Origin of the sequence: Micromonospora olivasterospora (assembly GCF_007830265.1) — a bacterium.
Taxonomy (GTDB): Bacteria; Actinomycetota; Actinomycetes; order Mycobacteriales; family Micromonosporaceae; genus Micromonospora; species Micromonospora olivasterospora.
This window is the reverse complement of record NZ_VLKE01000001.1, coordinates 5,916,437-5,935,709: the sequence shown is the minus strand read 5'-3', so window position 1 is coordinate 5,935,709 and position 19,273 is coordinate 5,916,437. Positions and strand designations below refer to the sequence as shown.

The following is a 19,273-nucleotide window of genomic DNA, read 5'->3' as shown; positions in this document are numbered from 1 at the left end:
TCCCCGCACGAACCTGGCCGGCAGCCTCGACACGGAGGCTGCCGGCCAGGCCTTCTTTCAGGGGCGGCGGCGGGTCACGGGGTCGGTGACTGCTCCGGGGCGGCCGACGACGGCCCCGGCTCGCCGGTCGGTTCCGGCGACGTCCCCGCCGGGGTCGGGTCCGGTGCGGCGGTTCCCGGCGTCGTCGGCGTGCCGCCGGGCGCCGCCGGTGGCGCCGGGACGGTGGTCGGACCCGTGGCCGGGGAGGGGCTGGCGGACGCGCTGCCGGTGGGGGTGCCGGCAGGACTGGCCGTCGCCGACGGGCTTCCCGGAGCGGCCGTGGTGGGCGTGCCGCTCGGGGCCGGGCCGGCCGGGGCGTCCGCCCTGATGATCGCGAGGATCTGCTCCTTGTACCTCTCCAGCTGTGCCTGGATCTCCTGCGGGGACAGCCCCCGGACGCGTTGGCCGAACCGCTCGATCTCCGCCCACAGCGCGGTCAGCCTGGCCCGGGCCTCGTCGCTCAACCCCTCCGGCAGGGTGACGACCAACTGCGAGGCCAGCGCGTACGTCAGGCAGTCCTGGCACGAGTAGTTGACCGCCGCGGAGATGTTCTCGGGCACGACCACGTCGGCGCGGCCGACGACGAGCACCACCTGGAACGCGACCGCGACGGTCTGACAGTCCCGGCAGTTCGCGAGGGCCCACGCCTCGTTGCGGTTGTCGACGGTGTCGTCGGTGGCCCAGACCAGGGCGAACACGACGTCGTACAGGGTGGAGCCGTCCCGGGTGTTGACCGCGAGGGCCTGGTTGTCACCGGCCCCCGGCGCCGCCGGCGGGTTGAACGGGAAGACCCAGGCGGGCGCCGGCGCGCCGCCGGACCGGTCCGGCTCCCGGGGCACCAGGACGAGCGCCAGGCGCTGGTCGCCGGTGGGCCGCGACGCCGTCGTCGGCCAGACGGTGGTCACCGTGCGACGCTCACCGACCTGCGGCGGCCGGGTCGGCGGCACGGCGGGCTGACGGTCCGCCGCCGGCAGGGCGTCGGCCACGGTGCCACGCTCGTACCGCTGGATCGGCTGGTACCTCGTGCCGTCCGGCCACCACACCCACGCCAGTGCCGCCACCAAAGCGGCGCCGGCGACGAGCGCGGCGGCGCGGCGTCCCGGCCGGCCGGCGGTGCCGCGACACACGGCGGTCACCGTCCGCCGGACGAGCCGGACCAGCAGGTACGCCGTGCCAAGCAGCGGCAGGCAGATCGCCAGGATCGACAGCAGGCCGACGCCGACCCGGGCGGCGTCACCGGCCGCCCAGTGGGTGCCGAGGAGCAGGGCGTGCTGGTGCAGGCTCTGCCACGCGGTGGCGGCGACACGGGGCAGCGCGGTCACGACGAGCACCAGCGACAACAGCAGCAGCGGCACGACCGTGAGCACCCAGAGGGTCACCACCACCCGGGCCCAGGGCCGGAGCACCCTGGACTCGGCCCGGCCCCACCGGGTCGGCAGCAGCCCGAGTAGCGTCGGCTTGATGCGCGCGTACAGGTCCGGCACGCCGGTCAGGTCGGCCAGGATGTGGTACCCGTCGAAGCGTACGAACGGCGCCAGCTGGCGCAGCATCTGTAGCACCTGGGCCGCGATGATGAGCAGCAGCGCGTCCCAGCGGACGACCGCCCAGGTGGCGAACATCGCGACGGCGACGATCGCGTTGAAGTACAGCCCGCCGAGGTCGACCCGTACCCGGCCGGCCCGGCCGAGCCGGTAGCTGTCGTCGACGTTGGTGTAGAAGGCCGGCCAGACCAGGTAGAGACCGACGCCCATCGTGCCGGGCGTGGCGCCCCCGTAGCGGCAGGCGGCGGCGTGGCCGAACTCGTGGAAACCGGCGGAGACGACCGTGATCGCGAAGACCAGCAGCAGCAGGCCGGGTTCGTGGAACGCCTGGTGGGTGGCCGAGGCCAGCCCCTTGTCGAACAGGACCCACCCGGTCGTCAGCAGGAACGCGGCGAGCACTGCGGCGACGACGAACGGCCGGAACAGGACAGTGAAGGGGGCGGTGAGCCGTCGCGTCACCCGCGGGTTCGACACCACGAGCCGGAACCGCAGCGCCAGCAGGGGGTTGGACCTCGGCGCCGCCGGCGCGGACCCGTCGGCCCGCCGGAGCAGGCCGAGCGGGCTCAGCTTCGACTCGACCAGCACGCGGACGTTCTCCGCCGTCACCAGCCGCGACGTCCTGCGGGTCAGGATCTCCGCGATCTCCTCGTGGGTCCGCCGTCCGTCGATCGCCTCGAGGAGCAGGTAGAGCAGCCGGGTGAGCTGGCAGGTCTGCCCGTCGGCGCGCCGTACGAGGCCGGGCGGCTGGCGGTAGCCGGACCCGGGCAGCTCACCCAGCAGCTCCAGCCCCGGCGCGCGGGCCGGTACCGCGTCCGGCCCGGAGGTCTCGGCCCGCTCCGGGGCGGGACCGGCCCGGTCCGGCCGCCCCCGGGGCGGGGCGCGGTCCCGGCGGCGCCCCGTCCCGAGGAGGCATTCGCGTCGATCGGCGAGATGACACTCATGCTCGTTACTGGTCGATCTCGGCCTGCTGGTCGGCCGTGGCTTCCGCGGTCACGTCGTCGAGGTGCTGGTTGATGATGGCGTCCTGCTGGGAGATCGCGGTCGCGCTGGAGTCCACCGACGCGACGTTCGCCGCGACCGCGGCGTCGATCGGGGCGGCCACGTTGGCGTTGGCGGCGACGGCACCCGCGACCGGGGCGGCCAGGTCGGCGTCGAGGGCGACGTTCACGTCGACGTTGAGCAGGTCGCCGTCGAGCAGCGACGCCGGGTCGGTCGGCACGGTCACGTCGCCGTCGCCCAGGGCGGGATCGGTGGGCGCGGGCTCGGTGCCCGGGTCGACCACGTCGTCGGACTGGTCGATCGAGCTGTCCTGCGGGGCGGTGGCGATCGCGTCGCCGGAGATCGTCTGGTCGATGAGGACGCCCTGGTCGGACAGGGCGGCGGCCTCCGATCCGGTCGACAGGACGTTCGCGCCGACCGCGGCGTCGATCGGGGCCGCGATGTTGGCGTTGGCGGCGACCGCCAGATCGATCGGCGCGGCGAGATCCAGCGCCAGGTCGAGGTTCACGTTCAGGTCGAGCAGCGAGATGACCTCCTTGGTCGGCAGCGCGGTCGCCGACTCCGCGGCCAGCTCGTCCATCGACAGAGGCGTCAGATCAGGTGCGCTCACGTCAGCTCCATTTCCCGGCACGGGTGCCGTCGCTTTTCGTCACGACGTACGACCGAACGGCCCGGTGTCGCGCTGACGACCACCGCTCCGCTCGACCGACTTGCGGGATCACTCGTGCCCCGGATCGCCGAGCTGAAACCCGCAGGCACCCGAGCCGTGGCCGGGTTGCGGCTGACTGTCAACGCCGTTGGACCTCGGCCGGAGGGTGTCGGGCGGTCGAGGGGAGCCGATCGGCCGCCTATGGAGCTGCCCCGTCTGTGCTGTCGCACGCCGTGGACCGTATAGACGCCGAAGAGGACACGCGGAGTGACCGGCTGCACCGTGCCGGGTGGGCTGGCCTGCGGATCGTGCACGCCCGACGGTCCCCGCAGGAGGGTCCGTCACCGGGCGCCGCGTGAGGGTCGAGGTGGCGGTGCCCGGTCCCGCCGGGCTCCGCCGCCCCCCGCGTCAGACGTGCGGGATCACCCCCGTGCCGTACGAGGTGAGGGTCTTCTCCCTGTCGTCGTGCATCAGGTAGAGGGCGAAGTTGTCGACGCCGATCTCCCGCAGCTCCTGCAGCCGGTCGACGTGCGCCGACTCGGGCCCGAGCAGGCAGAACCGGTCGACGATCTCGTCCGGCACGAAGTCCGTCGACGGGTTGCCGGCCCGGCCGTGGTGCGAGTAGTCGTAGCCCTCGCGCCCCTTGATGTAGTCGGTCAGCGCCCTCGGCACCACGCCCGAGTCGCCGTAGCGGGCGACCAGGTCGGCGACGTGGTTGCCGACCATGCCGCCGAACCAGCGCAGCTGCTCCCGCTGGTGGGCGAGGTCCGTGCCCACGTACGCGGGCGCGGCCACGCACATGGTGATCGCGTCCGGGTCGCGGCCGGCGGCGGTGGCCGCCTCGCGGACCGAGCCGATCGTCCAGCGGGCGATGTCGGGGTCGGCTGTCTGCAGGATGAACCCGTCGGCCTGCTCGCCGACCAGCCTGAGCGCCTTCGGCCCGTACGCGGCCATCCAGATCTCCAGCCGGCCGTCGCGTACCCACGGGATGCGCACCGGCGTGCCGTGGTGCTCGACCTCGCGGCCCTCCGCCAGCTCCTTGATCAGCCGCATGGCCCGCCCCAGCTCGGCCAGGCCGGCCGGCCGCTGGCCGATGACCCGCCGCGCGGAGTCGCCCCGGCCGATCCCGCACACCGTACGGTTGCCGAACATCTCGTTCAGCGTGGCGAACAGCGACGCGGTCACCGACCAGTCGCGGGTGCTCGGGTTGGTCACCATCGGCCCGACGACCAGGTGCTTCGTCGCGGCGAGGACCTGCGAGTAGATGACGAACGGCTCCTGCCACAGCACACACGAGTCGAACGTCCACCCGTACCGGAACCCGCTGTCCTCGGCGGCGGCCAGGCCCGCCACGACGTCGCGGCCGGGCGGGTCGGTCTGCAGTACGACACCGAAGTCCACGACTCCTCCTCCGTCAGACCAGGTACTGGCACAGGTCGCGCTTCAGGAACCGGCCGTGCCCGGCGGCGCCGTGGAACGCGTCGCCGTCGACCACGACCCGACCGTGCGACAGCACGGTGGAGACCTTCCCGGTCAGCTCCCAACCCTCGTACGCCGAGTAGTCGACGTTCATGTGGTGGGTGCGGGCCGAGATCGTCTGCCGGGCCGTCGGGTCGTACACCGTGATGTCGGCGTCCGCGCCCGGCGCGATGATCCCCTTGCGCGGATACAGGCCGAACATCCGGGCGGGCGTCGTCGAGCTGATCTCCACCCACCGCGCGAGGCTGATCTCACCCTTCACCACGCCCTGGTAGAGCAGGTCCATCCGGTGCTCCACGCCCGGCATCCCGTTCGGGATCTTGGAGAAGTCGCCCCGACCCAGCTACCAGCGACAGGTCGTTGGTGCGCAGGCCCCGCCACAGCTCCGCCTGGTGCTCCTTCGGGCGCAGCGGGGGAAAGGCGACGTACTTCGCGCCCTCGAAGTCGGACCCGGCCATGTCGTCCAGCGACAGGAACAGGTACTGCGGGCAGGTCTCGGCGAACACGTTCTGGCCGGTGTCGCGGGATCGCGATGCCGTTCTCGGCGTGCATGAGGATCATCGACCCGGTGTCCCGGGCCTTCTGCATCGCCCGCAGGATCTGCCCGTCGGTGGCGTAGAAGACCCCCGGGTACGCCATGAACATCTTGAACGTGTTGACGCCCGCGTCGATGCAGGCCTCCATCTCCTTCAGCGACGTGTCGTTGACGTCCGAGACGATCATGTGGAACGCGTAGTCGATCGCGCAGTTCCCGTCAGCCTTGCCGTGCCAGGATTCCAGCGCGGCCAGCAGCGAGGTCCCCTTGGCCTGCACGGCGAAGTCCACGATGGTCGTCGTGCCGCCCCAGGCCGCCGCGATCGTCCCGGTCTCGAAGGTCCGCCGGGGGGACCGCCTGGCCGACCAGCTGCGCCAGCAGCATCCGGTGCGTCTGCCGCTCCAGGCTCTCCCGGTTCCGCGCCACCAGCCGGTGCACCGCCAGGGCCGACGCCGCCCGCTCCGCGACCACCACGTGCCGGTGCGGCGGGGGAGCCGGCGACAGCAGCACGAGCCGCCCCCAGTCGGCGCCCTGCGCGCCGACCATCGTGACCAACCAACCGGCCTCGTCGTCGTACGCGGTCCGCTCCGGCGCGGCCACCGACCGGGACCGCGGCGCCCAGTCGGCCAGCAGCTCGGCCGGATCCTGCCCCGCCGCGTCGTACGCGAGCACCTCGTGCCCCAGCGTCTCCAGCACCACCGGCAGCCCCGAGATGCGGGCCACCTCCCGCAGCACCTCGGCCGGCTCCGCGCACGCCACGGTCAGCGACGTGAACGTCTCGTGCACCTGCTCGGCCGCCCGCAGCTCGGCGAGCTGCGCGTCCACGATCAGCGCGACCACCGCCTCGGTGACGGAGACGAACCGCGTCTCCTCCGCGAGCGTGATCAGCGGCAGCCGGTGCCGGTCGGCCGCCGCCACCAGCGGCTCCGGCACCCGGTCGCTCCACCGCCGGACCAGCTCGATCACCAGGCCCGCCGCCCTCACCTCGGCCAGGTCGTCCACGTACCTGGTCAGCGCCGCCGCCTCGTCCGGCAGCGCGATCCCCGTGGTCAGCACCAGCTCGCCGCCGCGCAGCAGGTGCGCGATGTCGGCGACCTCCGCCGCGTGCACCCAGCGGACCCGGCCCTGCATCCCGGCCGAACCGGCCACCACCCGCGGCCTCGCGCGCCGGATCACCGGCAGCGCGAGGGCCTCTGCGACGGAGGGATACATCGACGCCTCCCCTCTGACGGGATGCACACAACGTAATGCGTGGGCCACCAAAGCGGTACAGGTTGTCCATGGCGGTCGGGCAACGAATGCGGCCACACTCGGCCTGTGTCGAGATGAGGAGGACGCGATGGCGCACCGAGAGCTGCTGGCCAGGCACCGGTCCGTGATGCCGCGATGGTTGGCCCTGTACTACGAGCAGCCCATCGAGTTCGCCAGCGCCTCCGGGCGCCGGGTGACCGACCGCGAGGGCCGCACGTACCTCGACTTCTTCGCCGGCATCCTCACCAATGCCGTCGGCTACGACGTGGCCGAGATCAGCGACGCGGTCCGGGCGCAGCTCGACACCGGCGTGCTGCACTCGTCCACGCTGTACCTGATCGAGTCGCAGGTGGAGCTCGCCGAGAAGATCGCCGGCGCGGCGTTCACCCGCTGGCGTACGGCGTCCCTCGCCCAGCGCACGAACGTCATGTTCACGTTCCGGGCACTGCTGCACGCCCGCCGGTCCGACCTCGCCGAGATCCTCACCGCCGAGCACGGCAAGGTGCTGGCCGACGCGGCGGGGGAGATCCAGCGCGGGCTGGAGAACGTCGAGTTCGCCTGCGGGATCCCGCAGCTGCTCAAGGGCGGGTTCAGCGAGAACGCGTCGACGAACGTGGACGTGTACTCCCTGCGGCAGCCGCTCGGCGTGGTCGGCGTGATCACCCCGTTCAACTTCCCGGCCATGGTGCCGTTGTGGTTCGTGCCGAACGCCATCGCCTGCGGCAACACCGTGGTGCTCAAGCCCAGCGAGAAGGACCCGTCCGCGTCGAACCTCATCGCCGAGCTGTTCGCGGAGGCCGGGCTGCCCGAGGGCGTCCTCAACGTCGTCCACGGCGACCGGGAGGCCGTCGACCGGATCCTCGAACACCCCACGATCAAGGCGGTCTCGTTCGTCGGCTCCACCCCCGTCGCCCGGTACGTCTACGAGACCGGCACCCGCAACGGCAAGCGGGTGCAGGCGCTCGGCGGGGCGAAGAACCACATGGTCGTACTCCCCGACGCCGACCTCGACCTCGCCGCCGACGCCGCCGTGTCAGCCGGCTTCGGCTCGGCCGGCGAGCGCTGCATGGCCGTCTCCGTCGTCGTGGCCGTCGACCCGGTCGGCGACGAGCTGGTCGACAAGATCCGCGAGCGGATCGCCCGCCTGCGCGTCGGCGACGGCCGCCGCCCCGGCTGCGAGATGGGACCGCTGGTCACCGGCGCCCACCGCGACCGGGTGACGTCCTACCTGGACGCCGGCCGGGACGCCGGCGCGAAGCTGGTGGTGGACGGGCGCCAGCATCCGATCGACGGCGAGCGGACGGGCTTCTGGCTCGGGCCGACCCTGTTCGACCACGTCGGCACCGACATGTCCGTCTACACCGACGAGATCTTCGGCCCGGTGCTGTCGGTGGTGCGGGTGCCCAGCTACGACGCCGCCGTCGAACTGGTCAACGCCAACCCGTGGGGCAACGGCACGGCGATCTTCACCAACGACGGCGGCGCCGCCCGGCGCTACCAGAACGAGGCCGAGGTCGGCATGATCGGGGTGAACGTGCCGATCCCCGTCCCGATGTCGTACTACTCGTTCGGCGGGTGGAAGGACTCACTGTTCGGCGACGCGCGCGCGTACGGGCCGGAGGGGGTGGACTTCTTCGTCCGGTCGAAGGTGGTCACGAGCCGGTGGCTCGACCCGTCGCACGGCGGGGTGAACCTCGGCTTCCCGCAGGCCACCTGACCACCGGCCACGGGGCCGCGCCACCGAGCCGGCACCGCGGTCATGCCGCTCGTTTGACCGGCCCCCCGACGGCGTTGGCGGCGGCGACCCGGACGGGGTCGGGGTCGGCCCAGCTCCAGTTGGGGTGGGCACGGTTCGTGAGCAGGACCAGAACCATCTTCCGGGCCGGGTTCACCACGAGCGAGGTGCCGGTGAACCCGGTGTGGCCGAACGTGCGCGGCGAAGCGAGCCAGCCCATGAACCAGGGCTGGTCGAGCACGACGCCCAGGCCGTGCGCGGAGGTCCGGTTGGGGCGCTCCGGGTCGACGGCGGGCAGACCGGTGTTGGCGTTGGTGAGCATCCGCCGCGTGATCTCCTCGGAGAGGATACGCGTGCCGTTGTAGCTGCCGCCGTTGAGCAGCAGCTGACCGATGACGGCGACGTCGGCCGCCGTGCTGAAGATGCCGGCGTGGCCGGCGATGCCGCCGAGGTGGTTGGCGACGTCGTCGTGGACGACGCCGCGCAGCAGGCCGCGGGAGGACCGGGCGTCGGTGGCGACGAGGCGGTTGGCCTGGTCGGTGGCGGACAACCAGGTCTTGGGGTTGAACCCGGTGTCCCGCAGGCCGAGGGGACCGGTGAGTTCGCTCTTGAGGACCTGGTCGAGCCGGCTACCGGTGACCTTCTCGACCAGTTGGGCGAGGACCATCAGGCCGACGCTGGAGTAACGGAAGACGGTGCCGGGGACGGCGCCGGCGACCAGCGGCGTGGCAAGCACCGCGGCCCGGCGGGCGGCGTCGTCGGGCAGCCCGGTGACCTTGGCACCGACCGGCAGGCCGCTGGTGTGGGTCAGCAGCATCGACACGGTGACCGCGTCCTTGCCGGTGCCACTGAATTCCGGCAGGTAGTCCACCACCCGACCGGCGAGGTCGATGCGGCCCCGGTCCACCTGCTGCAGGGCGAGGATCGCGGTGTAGACCTTCGTGATCGAGGCGAGGTCGAAGATCGAGTCGTGACGCATCGCGACCTGCTTCGACTCCGGCAACAGCACGGGCCCGGCGTCGTAGCGTAGCGCCTTGCCCACCACCGACCGGGCGACGACCGCGCCGCCGACCTGGCAGAGCGCAACCGCGCCGGCGTACATGGGGTGGTCCGGGTTCTCCCTGGTGGGCTGGAGGTAGCGGGTGAGCACGGTGGTCAGTGCCGACCCGTCCTGCGGATCGCGCCGCCCGATCTTGTCCTGGGGCGCGGGGGCCGCGGCCGTCGACGGGGCGACCGCGGCCCTCGGCGCGCCGGTGGTTGCCCGCGCCGCCGGAGACGTCGCCTCCGGCGTCGGTTGCCCCGTACGGACACGGTCACGGCAACCCGCCAGGGCGGCGGTCGCGGCGGCGAGACCCGCAGCCAGCACGGTACGACGTTCCAGCCTCATGCGCGTCATAATGGCAGGTCCCGGCCGCGGAGGTCCACGGTCGGCCCACGACACCGGCACCGACGACCCTGACCCTCATGCCTGGAGATCACACCACACGTAGCAGCGTGAGAGTCAGGTCCCCTCCGCCGCCGACAAGTCGGTGATCAGGTCGTCGAGCACCAGTTCCTCCTCGACCCGGACCCCGGCGGTGAGCATCGCCGCAGCGAGGCCCGGATCCCAGGCCGCGTCGGTCGGCGTGCCTCCCAGCGGCCCCCCAGTACCCGCCAGGGCGGTACGGGCCGCGACCCAGGCCAGGTAGTCGGCAGTCCCGTAGCGCCATGGCTGCCAGGGCACCCTGCCGTGCAGCAGGTTGGCGATCCGCAGACCACCCCAGTCGAAGTCGCCGTGATACCGAAGGCGGGCACCGGACTGCACCAGGCCGGCCAGCAGGCGCAGCGCCGCGGTGCTGGGCTGGCCGCCGACGCAGACCAACGGCGGGCACGTCGGGCCGAGCCGGTCGGCCGCAGCGGCGAGCACGGTGGGGTTCTCGCAGACGTGGACAGTGCGGGCAGCGAACCGCGGCTCCCCGCGAGCGAGTTGGCGCAGGGTCACGACGACCGGCTCCCCGAGCGCGGCGGCGGGGGCGGCGAGGTCGTGCAGCCGGCATCCGGCAACCGTGGGTAGGTTGACGGCGAGCACGGTCGACGAGAGGTCGTCGAGGAACACCCCGGCGGCGTACCAGAGCATCCGGCGTTGCTCGGCCGCCGACTCGGGCAGTGGTGCGTCCCCCCACCAGGTGGCCCGGATGGCCGAGCGGGCCGCTGTCTCCAGCGCCCGGCCGGCGTCGAGCGCGTGCGCGTCGCCGGTGGTGCGCGCCGCGAGCCGGGCCAGCGGCTCCCCGTCCGCCGGCAGCGCGGCGAGGATGGCGACCAGGTCGGTCACGAGCCGCGCCGCCGCCGGTGGCGTGCCCGCCAGTCGCCGTAGCAGCGCGGCCGTGCCCGAGGCGGCGCACCATTCGGCCAGCTCGACGCGTACGCCGCCGAGCGCGGCGACCGGGGCCAGGGCGGCCCGCCAGGCGGCGGCCTCGGCGGCCCGTACCTCGGCGAGCACCGCGACGCTTCCGGTCAGCGCCTCGACCGCCCCGGTCAGGCCGTCGGGGTGCATCCCACTACGCCGGATGATTCGATCCAGCTCGTCGAGGTTGACTGTCAGGGTGCTGCCGCGACCGGGCGGGCGGCCCAGGACCCGCTCCACCGCCCGCCGCTCGTCCGGGCTGGGCCCGTCCAGGGTCAGGGTGCCGGTCAGCGGCTGTCCCCGGGCGATGCGGCGGCGTAACCGCTGGAACAGCCGTTCGGTCTCCGCCCCGCCGAGCTGCCGGCGCAACCGTTCTACGTCGGTCACGGCGCATCCCACAGGCCCGGTGCCGTCACCGGCTCGGGCTGATGATCGTCCGGGTGGGCGTTCCGTTGCCGCGGCGCCCGCCGCTCCGGCGCGGACAACAGGTGTCGTTCACGTCCGTCCCAGCGCCACGGGGTGACCAGCACCGCGTCGATGCCGTCGTGCCGGGCCAGATGAGCGATCCCGAGGCCGGGCACCTGCGGATAACAGCCCCACTCCCGCTCGCTGGTCAGTACCACGTCGAGGTCGAAGGTGGCCAGCAGCCCCAGGCACTTCGCGCGGGAGTCGTCGTCCACCCCCGCGAACGCCTCGTCCAGCGCGATCAGCCGAGGCGCGTACGGGTTGCCGGCCGAGCCGTAGTAGGACGACGCGGCGGCGAACAGCGGAACGCTCGCCGCCAGCACCCGCTCACCGCCGGACGCGGGCCCGGTCGCCGGGCGCCACTGCCCGTCCTGGTGCCGCTGGATCGTGAACTCGTGCCACGCCCGGTAGTCCAGCGCGCGGGTCAGCTGCTCCGACCAGGTCGCCGCATCGTCGCGCAACCGTTCCCGGTTGATCTGCTCCTGCAGGAAGGCGCCCACGGCGCGCCGGTCCTCGTCGTTCCAGACGTCCGTGGTCTGCCGCAACTGCTTGGCGCGCAGGTCGGCGAGCCCGGCGGGGGCGTCGCGGGTCGGCCGCCACAGCAGCCGCAGCCGCATCCCCGTCGAGGTGGGCCGGGCCTCGAGTTCCTCGTTCATCCCCGCGACCTGCCGCTCGGCGCCGACGATCAGCTCCTGGAGCGCCCCGGCCACCTCGTTGACCAGGTGCGTCTCCAACACCTCCCGCTCGTGCGCGGAGAGCATCCGCTGCCGCTCGTCGATCTCGTCGACCAGCGCGGCGGACAGATCGGCGACGGTGCGGGTCCGCCCCTGGAAGCTGACCTCGACGACCATCGTCTCCTCCCGGATGGTCGTCACCACCTGGTGACCCTGCCGGGAGAGGCCGTCGGTCAGCGCCTTCACGTCCATGCTGACCTGCTGCTGCAGCCGGTCCCACCGCCGATCGTCGTCGTCCGTGTCGACCAGCTCCCGCTCGACGGCCCGGGCCAGCGCCACCGCCGGGGTCGCCGCCCAAGGCTGCGCCACGTCCGGCACCTCCAGCCCCGGGCAGGCCAGGTCGACCAGGCCGGTGCCGGCGAAGGCGCGCAGTCCCTCGACGGCGTCGTCCCGGGCCCCGGTCGCCTCGTGCAGCTCCTGCTGCAGCCGGCTGCGCCGCCCGCCGGCGTCACCCCGGGCGTCCCGGGCCGCCGCCTCCTGCCCCCGGGCCTCCTCCCGGTCGCGCTCGCAGCCCGTCAGCAGCCCGGTCGCCTCCGCGATGCGGCGCTGCAGGTCCGCCACGGACGCGCCGGCGGTGGCGTCCAGCGTCTCGAACTCCACCCGGGCCGCCCGCGCCGCGTCCCGCGCCTCGGCTGCCTCGGCCGCCGCCGGCGCCAGCCGCTCCAGCCGTTCGGAGTGCAGCCACGCCGCCTCGTCCCGACGGGCGTGCGCCGTACGCACGCCCGTCACGGTCGGCCACCAGGCGGCCAGGGCCACCCGGTACGACTGCAGCCCGTCCCGCACCGAGGCCAGCTCCTCGACGTCGTACGGCAGGCCGACGTCGTCGGCGAACTCGGTCGCCTCGTTCAGCGCGGTCGCCGCCTCGGCGAGCCGCCGGCTGAGCGCCTCGGTCGCCTCGTCCCGCCGCTGGACGACGTCGCGGCGGGCCTCGTACGCGCCGCGTACCCGGGTGTGTGCCTCCCGCAGCGGCTGGTCCGACGGCAGCGCCCGCGCCTCGGCGGCGACTTGCTCCCGCCGCCGGCGCACCTCGCCGCGATGGTCCGCGACGGCGGCCAGCCGCGCCGACAGCTCCGCGGCCTCCCGCCGCAGCTGGTCGATCCGGGCCCGGCGGGACGCCTCCCGGGCGCTGTCGCCGATGTGTTCCGCCGCCGGTTTGACCCAGCGTCCGGCGACGACACCGTTGCCGAACGCGCCGGTCGCGTCGACCCACGTCACCGCCGAGCCGGCGCCCAGGCCGATCGCGGCGAGCACGCCCGCCACGGACTCGTCCGACAGCGCCGCGCAGGCCGGGTCCGCCCGGTCGACCGCCGGGCGGAGCAGCCGCCCCAGGTTGGCCGCCACCGCCCCGCCGGGCCGCAGCACGGTGTCCCCGCTGACCGGGTCGCGCAGTGCCCCGTCGGGGTCGAGCCAGGCATCGAGGACCCCTGCCGCCTCCAGGGCAGCCTCGATGCCGGCCCGCTGCGCCGCCGGCACCTCCGGGGCGAAGTCCACCACCCGCCACAGCGGCGCGCCCGGCCGGTCCCGGCGTACCTCGTCGGCGCGCGTGTGCGGCACGGGCGGCGGCTGATGCGTCCCCGCCTCAAGCCGGCGCAGCTCCGCCTCGGCCCGTCGCAGACCGTCGCGGACCTCGCGTTCCTCGGCCTCCAACGCGGCGTCGGCGCGGGCGAGGGCCTCCGTCGCGGCCGTGGCGGCGCGCGCCGTCTCCCGCGCCGCCGGGTTCTCCCCGGCCAGCGTGCCGACCCACTGCTCCAGTTCCGCGAGGACGCCGTCGAGGTCGCCGACCGGCAGCTCGACCACGCCGTCAAGGTGCTCCCGGGTCCGCTGGACCAGCAGCTCACCCGCCTCGGTCGCGGCCGACTCGGCCTCCGCGACCCGTAGGTCCGCGGCGGCCACCTCGGCGTCGAGCCGGTCCGCCTCGTCGCGGGCCCGGTCCGCCCGATCCTGGGCCGCGTCGGCGGCGGCGCGGAGCCGGTCCAGGGTCCGCAGCGAACCCGACCGCGAGGCGACCAGCTCGTCCGAGGCCCGGGTCGCCTCGGCCAGCCCGACCGGCAGCGCGGCCAGTACCCGCGCCGCGTGCCGGTCGGCCAGCCGCGCCGCCGCGGCGTCCCGCTCGACCTGCCCGCGCGCCGCGTCCTCGGCGTCCTGCGCCTGCCGCAGCTCCCGGGCCGCGTCCTCGGCGGTCCGCCCGGCGCGGGTCACGTCGGCTTCCAGGTCGTGCAGCCGCTCCTCCTGCCGGACGGCGAACTGGTCCCGCTCGTCGGCGATGCCCCGCAGCCGGCGCAGATGCTCGGCGGTACGCGCCTCCGGGCTGTCCCGCAGCGCCTGCAGCCGCGTGGCCAGCTCCCGGGACCGCTCCGTCAACCCGTCGATGCGCGTCAACGCCCCGGTCAGGTCGGCGTCGGCCTGGTCGTAGGCCCGCTGCGCCTCGGCCAGCTCCCGCCCGAGCTGTTCGTAGCGGCTGTGCTGCTGGCGCAGCAGCCCGGCCCGGCGGCGCGTCGCGACCCGCGCGTACTGCCGGTAGCGGGTGAGGAAGTCGTCGGCGGCCCGTTTCGTCTCGGCCAGCTCCCGCAGCGTCACCCGCTCGTCGTCCAGACTGCGGAACGCCTCCGCGACCTGGGTGATCAGGTTCTCGTCGAGTGGCGGCAGCGCGTCGGTGAGCGCCCGGGACAGGCTCTTCTCGTCCGGCCGCTTCGACAGCTGCGGCTGGCGCAGCCGGATCAGCAGGGAGACCAGCGCGTCGTACCGGTTGCCGAGCCCGAACAGCGCCTCGTCCACGGCCCGCCGGTAGTCCGCCGCCCGGTCGTGGACCATCCCCGCGGACCCGAGAGCGTCGCGCAGCCGCTCCCGGGTCAACGCCGTGCCGGTCGCGTTCACCAGCGCCAGGTCGACGCCGACCCGCTGGCTGGTGACGAAGAACCAGTGCCGGGCGATGCCCCGCCCGGCGACCGCCTTCAGACCGCACCCGATGGTGAGGTAACGCTCCCCGTCGCGGTCCCGGCGGCCGAACTCCAACCAGGTGTAGCCCAGCCGCTCCGGGTGCGGGTACCGGCCGCCGAGCAGCAGGTTCCACTCCATCCGCTTGTGCGGGTCGCCGTCCGGCTCCACCCGGTACGGCGCCAGATCGCCGTCGAGCAGGAACGGCAGCATCAGCGCCAGCACCTTCGACTTGCCGGTGCCGTTGTTGCCCCGCAGCAGCAGGCTCCCGCCGTGGAAGTGGAACTCCTCCTGGTCGTAGTAGAAGATGTCGACCAGCCCGGCGCGCAACGGCTGCCAGCGCTCCTTCGCCGGAAGCGGCAGCTGGTCGGCCAGCGGTACGGTCATCGCACGGGTTCCCTCGATCGTTCGGACTTGTCGGTGGCCGTCCCCCGGGCGGCCGGCTCGCGGATCGTCGGCTCGGCCAGGGCGTACCGGGCGATTGCCGGCCGGGGCAGCACGAGCGGGTCCGCGCCCGGCTCGACCCGGATCAGCTTCAGCGCGCGCAGCGCCTCCAGCGCCGTGGCCACCAGGTCCACCTCGGCGCCCGGGTCGGTGGCGTGCTTGCGCCAGTACGACCGGTGCTCGACGGCCAGCTCCCGGGTGCGCCGGTGCAGCTCGCTGACCCGTACCCCGCCGTCACCGGCGGCGATGTGCTCCGCCAACAGCAGGGTCAGGTGGCTCTGCATCCCCTCGGCGGGCATCCGCACGTCGGTGAGCTCGTCCTCGGGATCGACCATCGCGATCCCCTCCGCGCGTACCTCGGCGACCAGGCCGGTGAACTGGGTGACTCGGGTCAGCAGCGCGTGCCGCTGGCTGGTCAGGTAGGCGCGCTCGGCCTCGGTGAGCTCGTCGTGGTAGACCACCGGCTGCTCCAGTAGCAGCCGGGTCAGCCGCTGTCGCAGCGCCCGGTTCCGGGCGTCCTCCACATCGGGTACGACCTCCTGCGTCAACGCCGCGAGCCGGCCCGGCCCGGTCGACTCGTCGATCATCGACGGCCCCCGGGACGCGGCGAGCAGGCCGGCGATCACGTGCCGGTCCACGTCGTACAGGACGTCTCCGCCGGCGCCCAGGTACGCCTCCTCGTCCCCGGCCACCCGGCGCAGCACCCCCCAGTGCAGCAGCAACCGGACCACGGCCACCATGTCGGCCCGCCGCTCCCGCCGGTCCAGCGCGAACGAGAACCCGGCCGCCGCCAGCGCCGGCTCGGCGGCCCCGTCACGACCTCCTCGGCCAGCCGGCCCAGCGTGATCTGCCCGTCGGCGCGCTCCAGGGCCGCCAGCGCCAGGCAGGTCAGCACGTACCGCTGCCGCGAGAACGGGGTCCGCGACCGCGGATCCCGCGCCGGATGCGTGCCGTCGTACGGGTCGGCGGTCAGCTTCACCAGCCGTACCGTGTGGGCGTCGGCGACCACCTGCCAGCCGGCCTCCCGGTCGAACCACTCCCGCAGCTCCGTCGCGTACGCCCGGACCAGCCGGAAGGTCTCCGCGTCGGTGAGCCCGGCCACCAGCAGCGGGCGGGCCAGCAGCAGCCGCGCGGCCCTGCGCCGCCGCGCCTCCGGAACGTCGTCGGCCGCAGCGCGCCCCCTCACCGGTCGGCCCCGACCAGATCGGTGATCTCGATGAGGTGCTCCGGCCCGGTCAGCACTCCGTCCTGGGTGACGACCCGCGCCGGCGGTGCCCCGTCGACCCGTCGCAGCCGGACCGCCATCGTGCCGTCCGACGTCGTGGTCGTCACCTCCGACTGGTCCGGCCGGCGGGCGGCCAGGGCGTCACCGAGCAACTGGAGGAAGAGCCGGAACTCCGCCGAGTCCAGCCCCGCCAGCTCGGAGAGGCGGATCGGACCCGGGGTGGCCAGCGCGGCCCGGGCGCGGGCGGTCTGTTCCGCCTCGCGGCGCATCCGCTCGGCGAGCACGCGACGCTGCTCCGACCGGTCGATCACCCGGTTCGGCGCGCCTCGCCGCTCGTACGAGCCGGTGCGGCGCAGCCGAGGGCTGATCTCCAACCGGGGCGCCCGCGCCCACGGCGTGGCGGCCGGCACCGGGCGCTCCTCGGCGGCGGCGAGGGTCGCCGCCGTGGTGGTGAGGTGCCGCGCGGGGGAGAGCCCGAACGCGGTGTGCCAGAGCCGGTGCGCCGCCTCGTCGTCCGGTGTCTCGGCGAACCAGAGGGCCAGCCGGCGGAAGTCGGCCGAGCGGTCCGACCGGCCGGCCCGCCGCTCGTTGATCGCCGCGACCGTGCTCAGCAGCTGCCGGATCCCACCGATCGCCGCCGTACGCAGCAGCCGCGCCTGGGCAGGGCGGCTGCTGTCGCCGCTGATGAACCAGTCACGCAGCCCCGCCCAACGCAGGCGCCAGGTGTCCAGGGCCTGCCGCATGGCGGCGTCGTGCCCGTCCCAGGCGTCCCGGTCCAGGCCGTCCCGCCCGTCCGCGCCGCCGTGCTCCTCGCGAGGCGCGGCGTCGGCGGCCTCGCGCCGCGCCGCCACCTCCAGCAGCGGCGTCACGCCGACCGCCTCGATCCGGCGGGCGAGCGCCGCGATCTCCGCGCCCCGGTTGGCCAGGTCGGCGATGAACCGCTCCAGGTAGGCGATCAACTGCTCCTTGTACGCCAGGAACGCCGCGACGTCGGCGTCGGAGAAGTCGATCGCCCGGCGCAGTGACGCCATGAAGGCCTGCGCGTTGTCGGCCAGGCCGGTGAACCGGTCGACGAGGCTCAGCAACAGCAGGTGTGTCTTCGCCGCGTCCGGCGGCTCGCCGGCCGCGGCCGCTTCGGCGACGGCCAGCAGCCCGCGCAGCTGTTCCGCGATGTCGGACAGCGCCACCGACTGCAGGGCGCCCCGCCGCCCGATCGCCTCCTCGTACCTGGCGATCGCGTCCTCCGCCGCGTGTCCCTCGCGGGTGAGCTGGTAGAGGTATCGGGCCCGGTGGAAGTCCTCGACCGTTGTCACCCGGCCGGTGTCGGGGTCGGCGCGCAGGTTGCCCCACCCGGCGAGCTGGTCCAGGGCGGCGCGCACGGTCTCCAGCGACGGCCCGGCCCCGGTGGGGACCTCCTCCGTCGTGGACCGCACCGCGGTCAGGATCTCGATCAGCACGTCCTCCGGCCGCAGGTGCACGGTGAAGCGCTGCTTCGCCCGGACGAAGGCATCCAGGATCTGCCGGTACAGGGCCGAATTCTGTGCCTGGAGATGGGCGAACGGTTGCGCGGGCGACCCGGTCCCGAGAGGCATGACGCCCATCCTCGCATTCTCGAAAGCTGGCTCTGCGGGTGACTCACCGTGTCGCCGGCTGACCTACGGCGCGCGGCCGGCGGCGCGCAGGTAGATGACGAGCGTGTCCACCGGAATGCCCAGCACGCTCGCGAGCAACGCCAGCGGATCGGGGTGGCCCCGGCCCGCGAGGTCGTCGTAGATGTCGAGCAGCCCGCGCAGGCGGGCGTCGGCGTCCTCGGGCCGGGCCGACAGTTGGGCGACCCGTCGCTCGACGTACCGGCGCGCCATGATCTGGAGCGCGTCGACGCCGAGCGCACCGTCGTCGTTACATGCCTCAAGGTGCTCTTCCGGCATCTTCAGCGTCGCGAATCAGTGTCCACGCATCGGTGAGCCAGGCGTAGTCAGTGTGGCCGGCTGCATCCGTCCACGGATGGCCATGTCTGGCTGCGTGATACTCGAAGAATGGGCGCGACCGGGCGCTGAAGGCCGTGCACCGGCGTCCGGTCAACGACCGGGTGGCCTCGTCGGCATTGCCATGAGCACGCTGGGATGCCCTGATCACCCCTGCCGAGTCGACATGGATATAGCCGTGCTCAAACAGGGCGTCACAACCGAGCAGGCAGGCGGCCATGATGTTTTCGAGAGTCAACCGCTCGTCCCGGGACGCCTCAGCGCGCCGCTTGATGTGCGCCGCTGCGACCAGTCGTACCGGCATTGACCGCCCGCACAGGTCGCAGGTGATCTGCTCTCGCAGGCCGAACTTCCGGTGCCGTAGACGGCGTTGCTCCCTACGCCGCCTCACCTCGACGAGCGCGTCCAGATCGCCGTCAAGGTCGAGCGGGTCTTCCGATGGCTCCTCCTCGGTGAGGATCAGAGACTCAAGCGCGACCGGTTCTGCGGCAACAGGGACGCCTCGGGTGTTCCCGGATCGCTGCAGCGCTTGCATCGCCTCCACGCCGAGCCTCTGCCCGTTCACCGGGCCCACGCTGTCGACCACCGTGAGACCCACTCGCTCCGGGTAGACGTCGTCGGGCCAGACGCGACGGTCCGATCTGTAGAGAGGTTTGCTGATACGCGTGATGATGATTTCCGAGAGAGTGCCCGCGACGAACTTCTCTTGAGGCGTCCGGGGGCCTGGGGAACCACCAGACGCCAGAATGAAGAAGTCGCCCACCGCCATGCTTCGGGCTACGTCCCGGCTGCTCCGCGGATCGGGCTTGCTGTGCAGGCTCAGCGCATCAGACCGCCATCCCCAGACCCCCAGAGATCTTCCGATCTCCAAATTG

14 protein-coding genes and 1 pseudogene are annotated in these 19,273 nt (G+C 73.6%); 1 reads left to right on the top strand and 14 read right to left on the bottom strand.

The genetic code is table 11. The features are described 5' to 3' along the window. Positions 1 to 74: 74 nt before the first annotated feature. The 6 genes from JD77_RS32530 to JD77_RS27150 all read right to left on the bottom strand — a co-directional run bounded on the left by JD77_RS32530 (position 75) and on the right by JD77_RS27150 (position 6,454). Positions 75 to 2,186 (bottom strand): zinc metalloprotease, encoded by a 2,112-nt coding sequence (locus JD77_RS32530; RefSeq protein ID WP_170286557.1) that lies wholly within the window; start codon positions 2,184 to 2,186, stop codon positions 75 to 77. A 340-nt stretch (positions 2,187 to 2,526) separates the two neighbouring features. Next, positions 2,527 to 3,189, bottom strand: coding sequence for a hypothetical protein (locus JD77_RS27165; protein ID WP_211372692.1), 663 nt, complete (start codon positions 3,187 to 3,189; stop codon positions 2,527 to 2,529). A gap of 447 nt (positions 3,190 to 3,636) precedes the next feature. Next, positions 3,637 to 4,629: a TIGR03842 family LLM class F420-dependent oxidoreductase gene (locus JD77_RS27160; RefSeq protein WP_145776738.1), complete on the bottom strand. Its 993-nt coding sequence runs from the start codon at positions 4,627 to 4,629 to the stop codon at positions 3,637 to 3,639. A 13-nt stretch (positions 4,630 to 4,642) separates the two neighbouring features. Further along, positions 4,643 to 4,993, bottom strand: coding sequence for an amidohydrolase family protein (locus JD77_RS34250; RefSeq protein WP_246140990.1), 351 nt, complete (start codon positions 4,991 to 4,993; stop codon positions 4,643 to 4,645). Continuing rightward, positions 4,959 to 5,213 carry a hypothetical protein gene (locus JD77_RS34245; protein ID WP_246140988.1) on the bottom strand — a complete coding sequence of 85 codons (255 nt, stop codon included), beginning with the start codon at positions 5,211 to 5,213 and terminating at the stop codon, positions 4,959 to 4,961. The genes JD77_RS34250 and JD77_RS34245 overlap by 35 nt, the downstream gene beginning before the upstream one ends. A 248-nt stretch (positions 5,214 to 5,461) precedes the next feature. After that, positions 5,462 to 6,454, bottom strand: a complete 993-nt coding sequence (locus JD77_RS27150; protein WP_145776737.1) for a PucR family transcriptional regulator ligand-binding domain-containing protein — start codon at positions 6,452 to 6,454, stop codon at positions 5,462 to 5,464. A gap of 127 nt (positions 6,455 to 6,581) precedes the next feature. On the opposite strand from JD77_RS27150, the gene JD77_RS27145 reads away from it, so the two are divergent. Beyond that, a complete protein-coding gene (locus tag JD77_RS27145; RefSeq protein ID WP_342799666.1) occupies positions 6,582 to 8,210 on the top strand; it encodes a CoA-acylating methylmalonate-semialdehyde dehydrogenase in 1,629 nt (542 codons plus the stop codon). Between the two features lie 40 nt (positions 8,211 to 8,250). On the opposite strand, the gene JD77_RS27140 is transcribed toward JD77_RS27145, so the two are convergent. From JD77_RS27140 to JD77_RS27110, 8 genes and pseudogenes are all read right to left on the bottom strand, one after another. After that, the gene (locus tag JD77_RS27140; protein ID WP_145776736.1) at positions 8,251 to 9,615 is read right to left on the bottom strand and encodes a serine hydrolase domain-containing protein; all 1,365 of its coding nucleotides are present in this window, start codon (positions 9,613 to 9,615) and stop codon (positions 8,251 to 8,253) included. A 114-nt stretch (positions 9,616 to 9,729) separates the two neighbouring features. Further along, the gene (locus JD77_RS27135; protein ID WP_211372691.1) at positions 9,730 to 10,998 is read right to left on the bottom strand and encodes a TIGR02679 family protein; all 1,269 of its coding nucleotides are present in this window, start codon (positions 10,996 to 10,998) and stop codon (positions 9,730 to 9,732) included. Continuing rightward, positions 10,995 to 15,131 (bottom strand): TIGR02680 family protein, encoded by a 4,137-nt coding sequence (locus JD77_RS27130; protein ID WP_145776734.1) that lies wholly within the window; start codon positions 15,129 to 15,131, stop codon positions 10,995 to 10,997. Before JD77_RS27130 ends, JD77_RS27135 begins: the two co-directional genes overlap by 4 nt. Then, entirely contained in the window at positions 15,128 to 15,955 is an 828-nt protein-coding gene (locus JD77_RS27125; protein WP_484213898.1) for a TIGR02678 family protein, read from the bottom strand. Before JD77_RS27125 ends, JD77_RS27130 begins: the two co-directional genes overlap by 4 nt. A gap of 56 nt (positions 15,956 to 16,011) precedes the next feature. After that, positions 16,012 to 16,374, bottom strand: a pseudogene (locus JD77_RS35885) (DUF2398 family protein); the annotation flags it as partial. Next, positions 16,371 to 18,005 (bottom strand): TIGR02677 family protein, encoded by a 1,635-nt coding sequence (locus JD77_RS27120; protein ID WP_145776733.1) that lies wholly within the window; start codon positions 18,003 to 18,005, stop codon positions 16,371 to 16,373. The pseudogene JD77_RS35885 and the gene JD77_RS27120, both read right to left, overlap by 4 nt. A 63-nt stretch (positions 18,006 to 18,068) precedes the next feature. After that, positions 18,069 to 18,341, bottom strand: a complete 273-nt coding sequence (locus tag JD77_RS27115) for a hypothetical protein (RefSeq protein WP_145776732.1) — start codon at positions 18,339 to 18,341, stop codon at positions 18,069 to 18,071. Continuing rightward, a complete protein-coding gene (locus JD77_RS27110; protein WP_145776731.1) occupies positions 18,322 to 19,161 on the bottom strand; it encodes a hypothetical protein in 840 nt (279 codons plus the stop codon). Before JD77_RS27110 ends, JD77_RS27115 begins: the two co-directional genes overlap by 20 nt. Positions 19,162 to 19,273: the final 112 nt, after the last annotated feature.

Coding starts and splice junctions, on each gene's coding strand:
- JD77_RS34250 (WP_246140990.1), bottom strand. CDS start 4,993: ATGGACCTGCTCTACCAGGGCGTGGTGAAGGGTGAGATCAGCCTCGCG.
- JD77_RS27145 (WP_342799666.1), top strand. CDS start 6,582: ATGGCGCACCGAGAGCTGCTGGCCAGGCACCGGTCCGTGATGCCGCGA.
- JD77_RS27120 (WP_145776733.1), bottom strand. CDS start 18,005: ATGCCTCTCGGGACCGGGTCGCCCGCGCAACCGTTCGCCCATCTCCAG.
- JD77_RS27140 (WP_145776736.1), bottom strand. CDS start 9,615: ATGAGGCTGGAACGTCGTACCGTGCTGGCTGCGGGTCTCGCCGCCGCG.
- JD77_RS27115 (WP_145776732.1), bottom strand. CDS start 18,341: ATGCCGGAAGAGCACCTTGAGGCATGTAACGACGACGGTGCGCTCGGC.
- JD77_RS27150 (WP_145776737.1), bottom strand. CDS start 6,454: ATGTATCCCTCCGTCGCAGAGGCCCTCGCGCTGCCGGTGATCCGGCGC.
- JD77_RS27130 (WP_145776734.1), bottom strand. CDS start 15,131: ATGACCGTACCGCTGGCCGACCAGCTGCCGCTTCCGGCGAAGGAGCGC.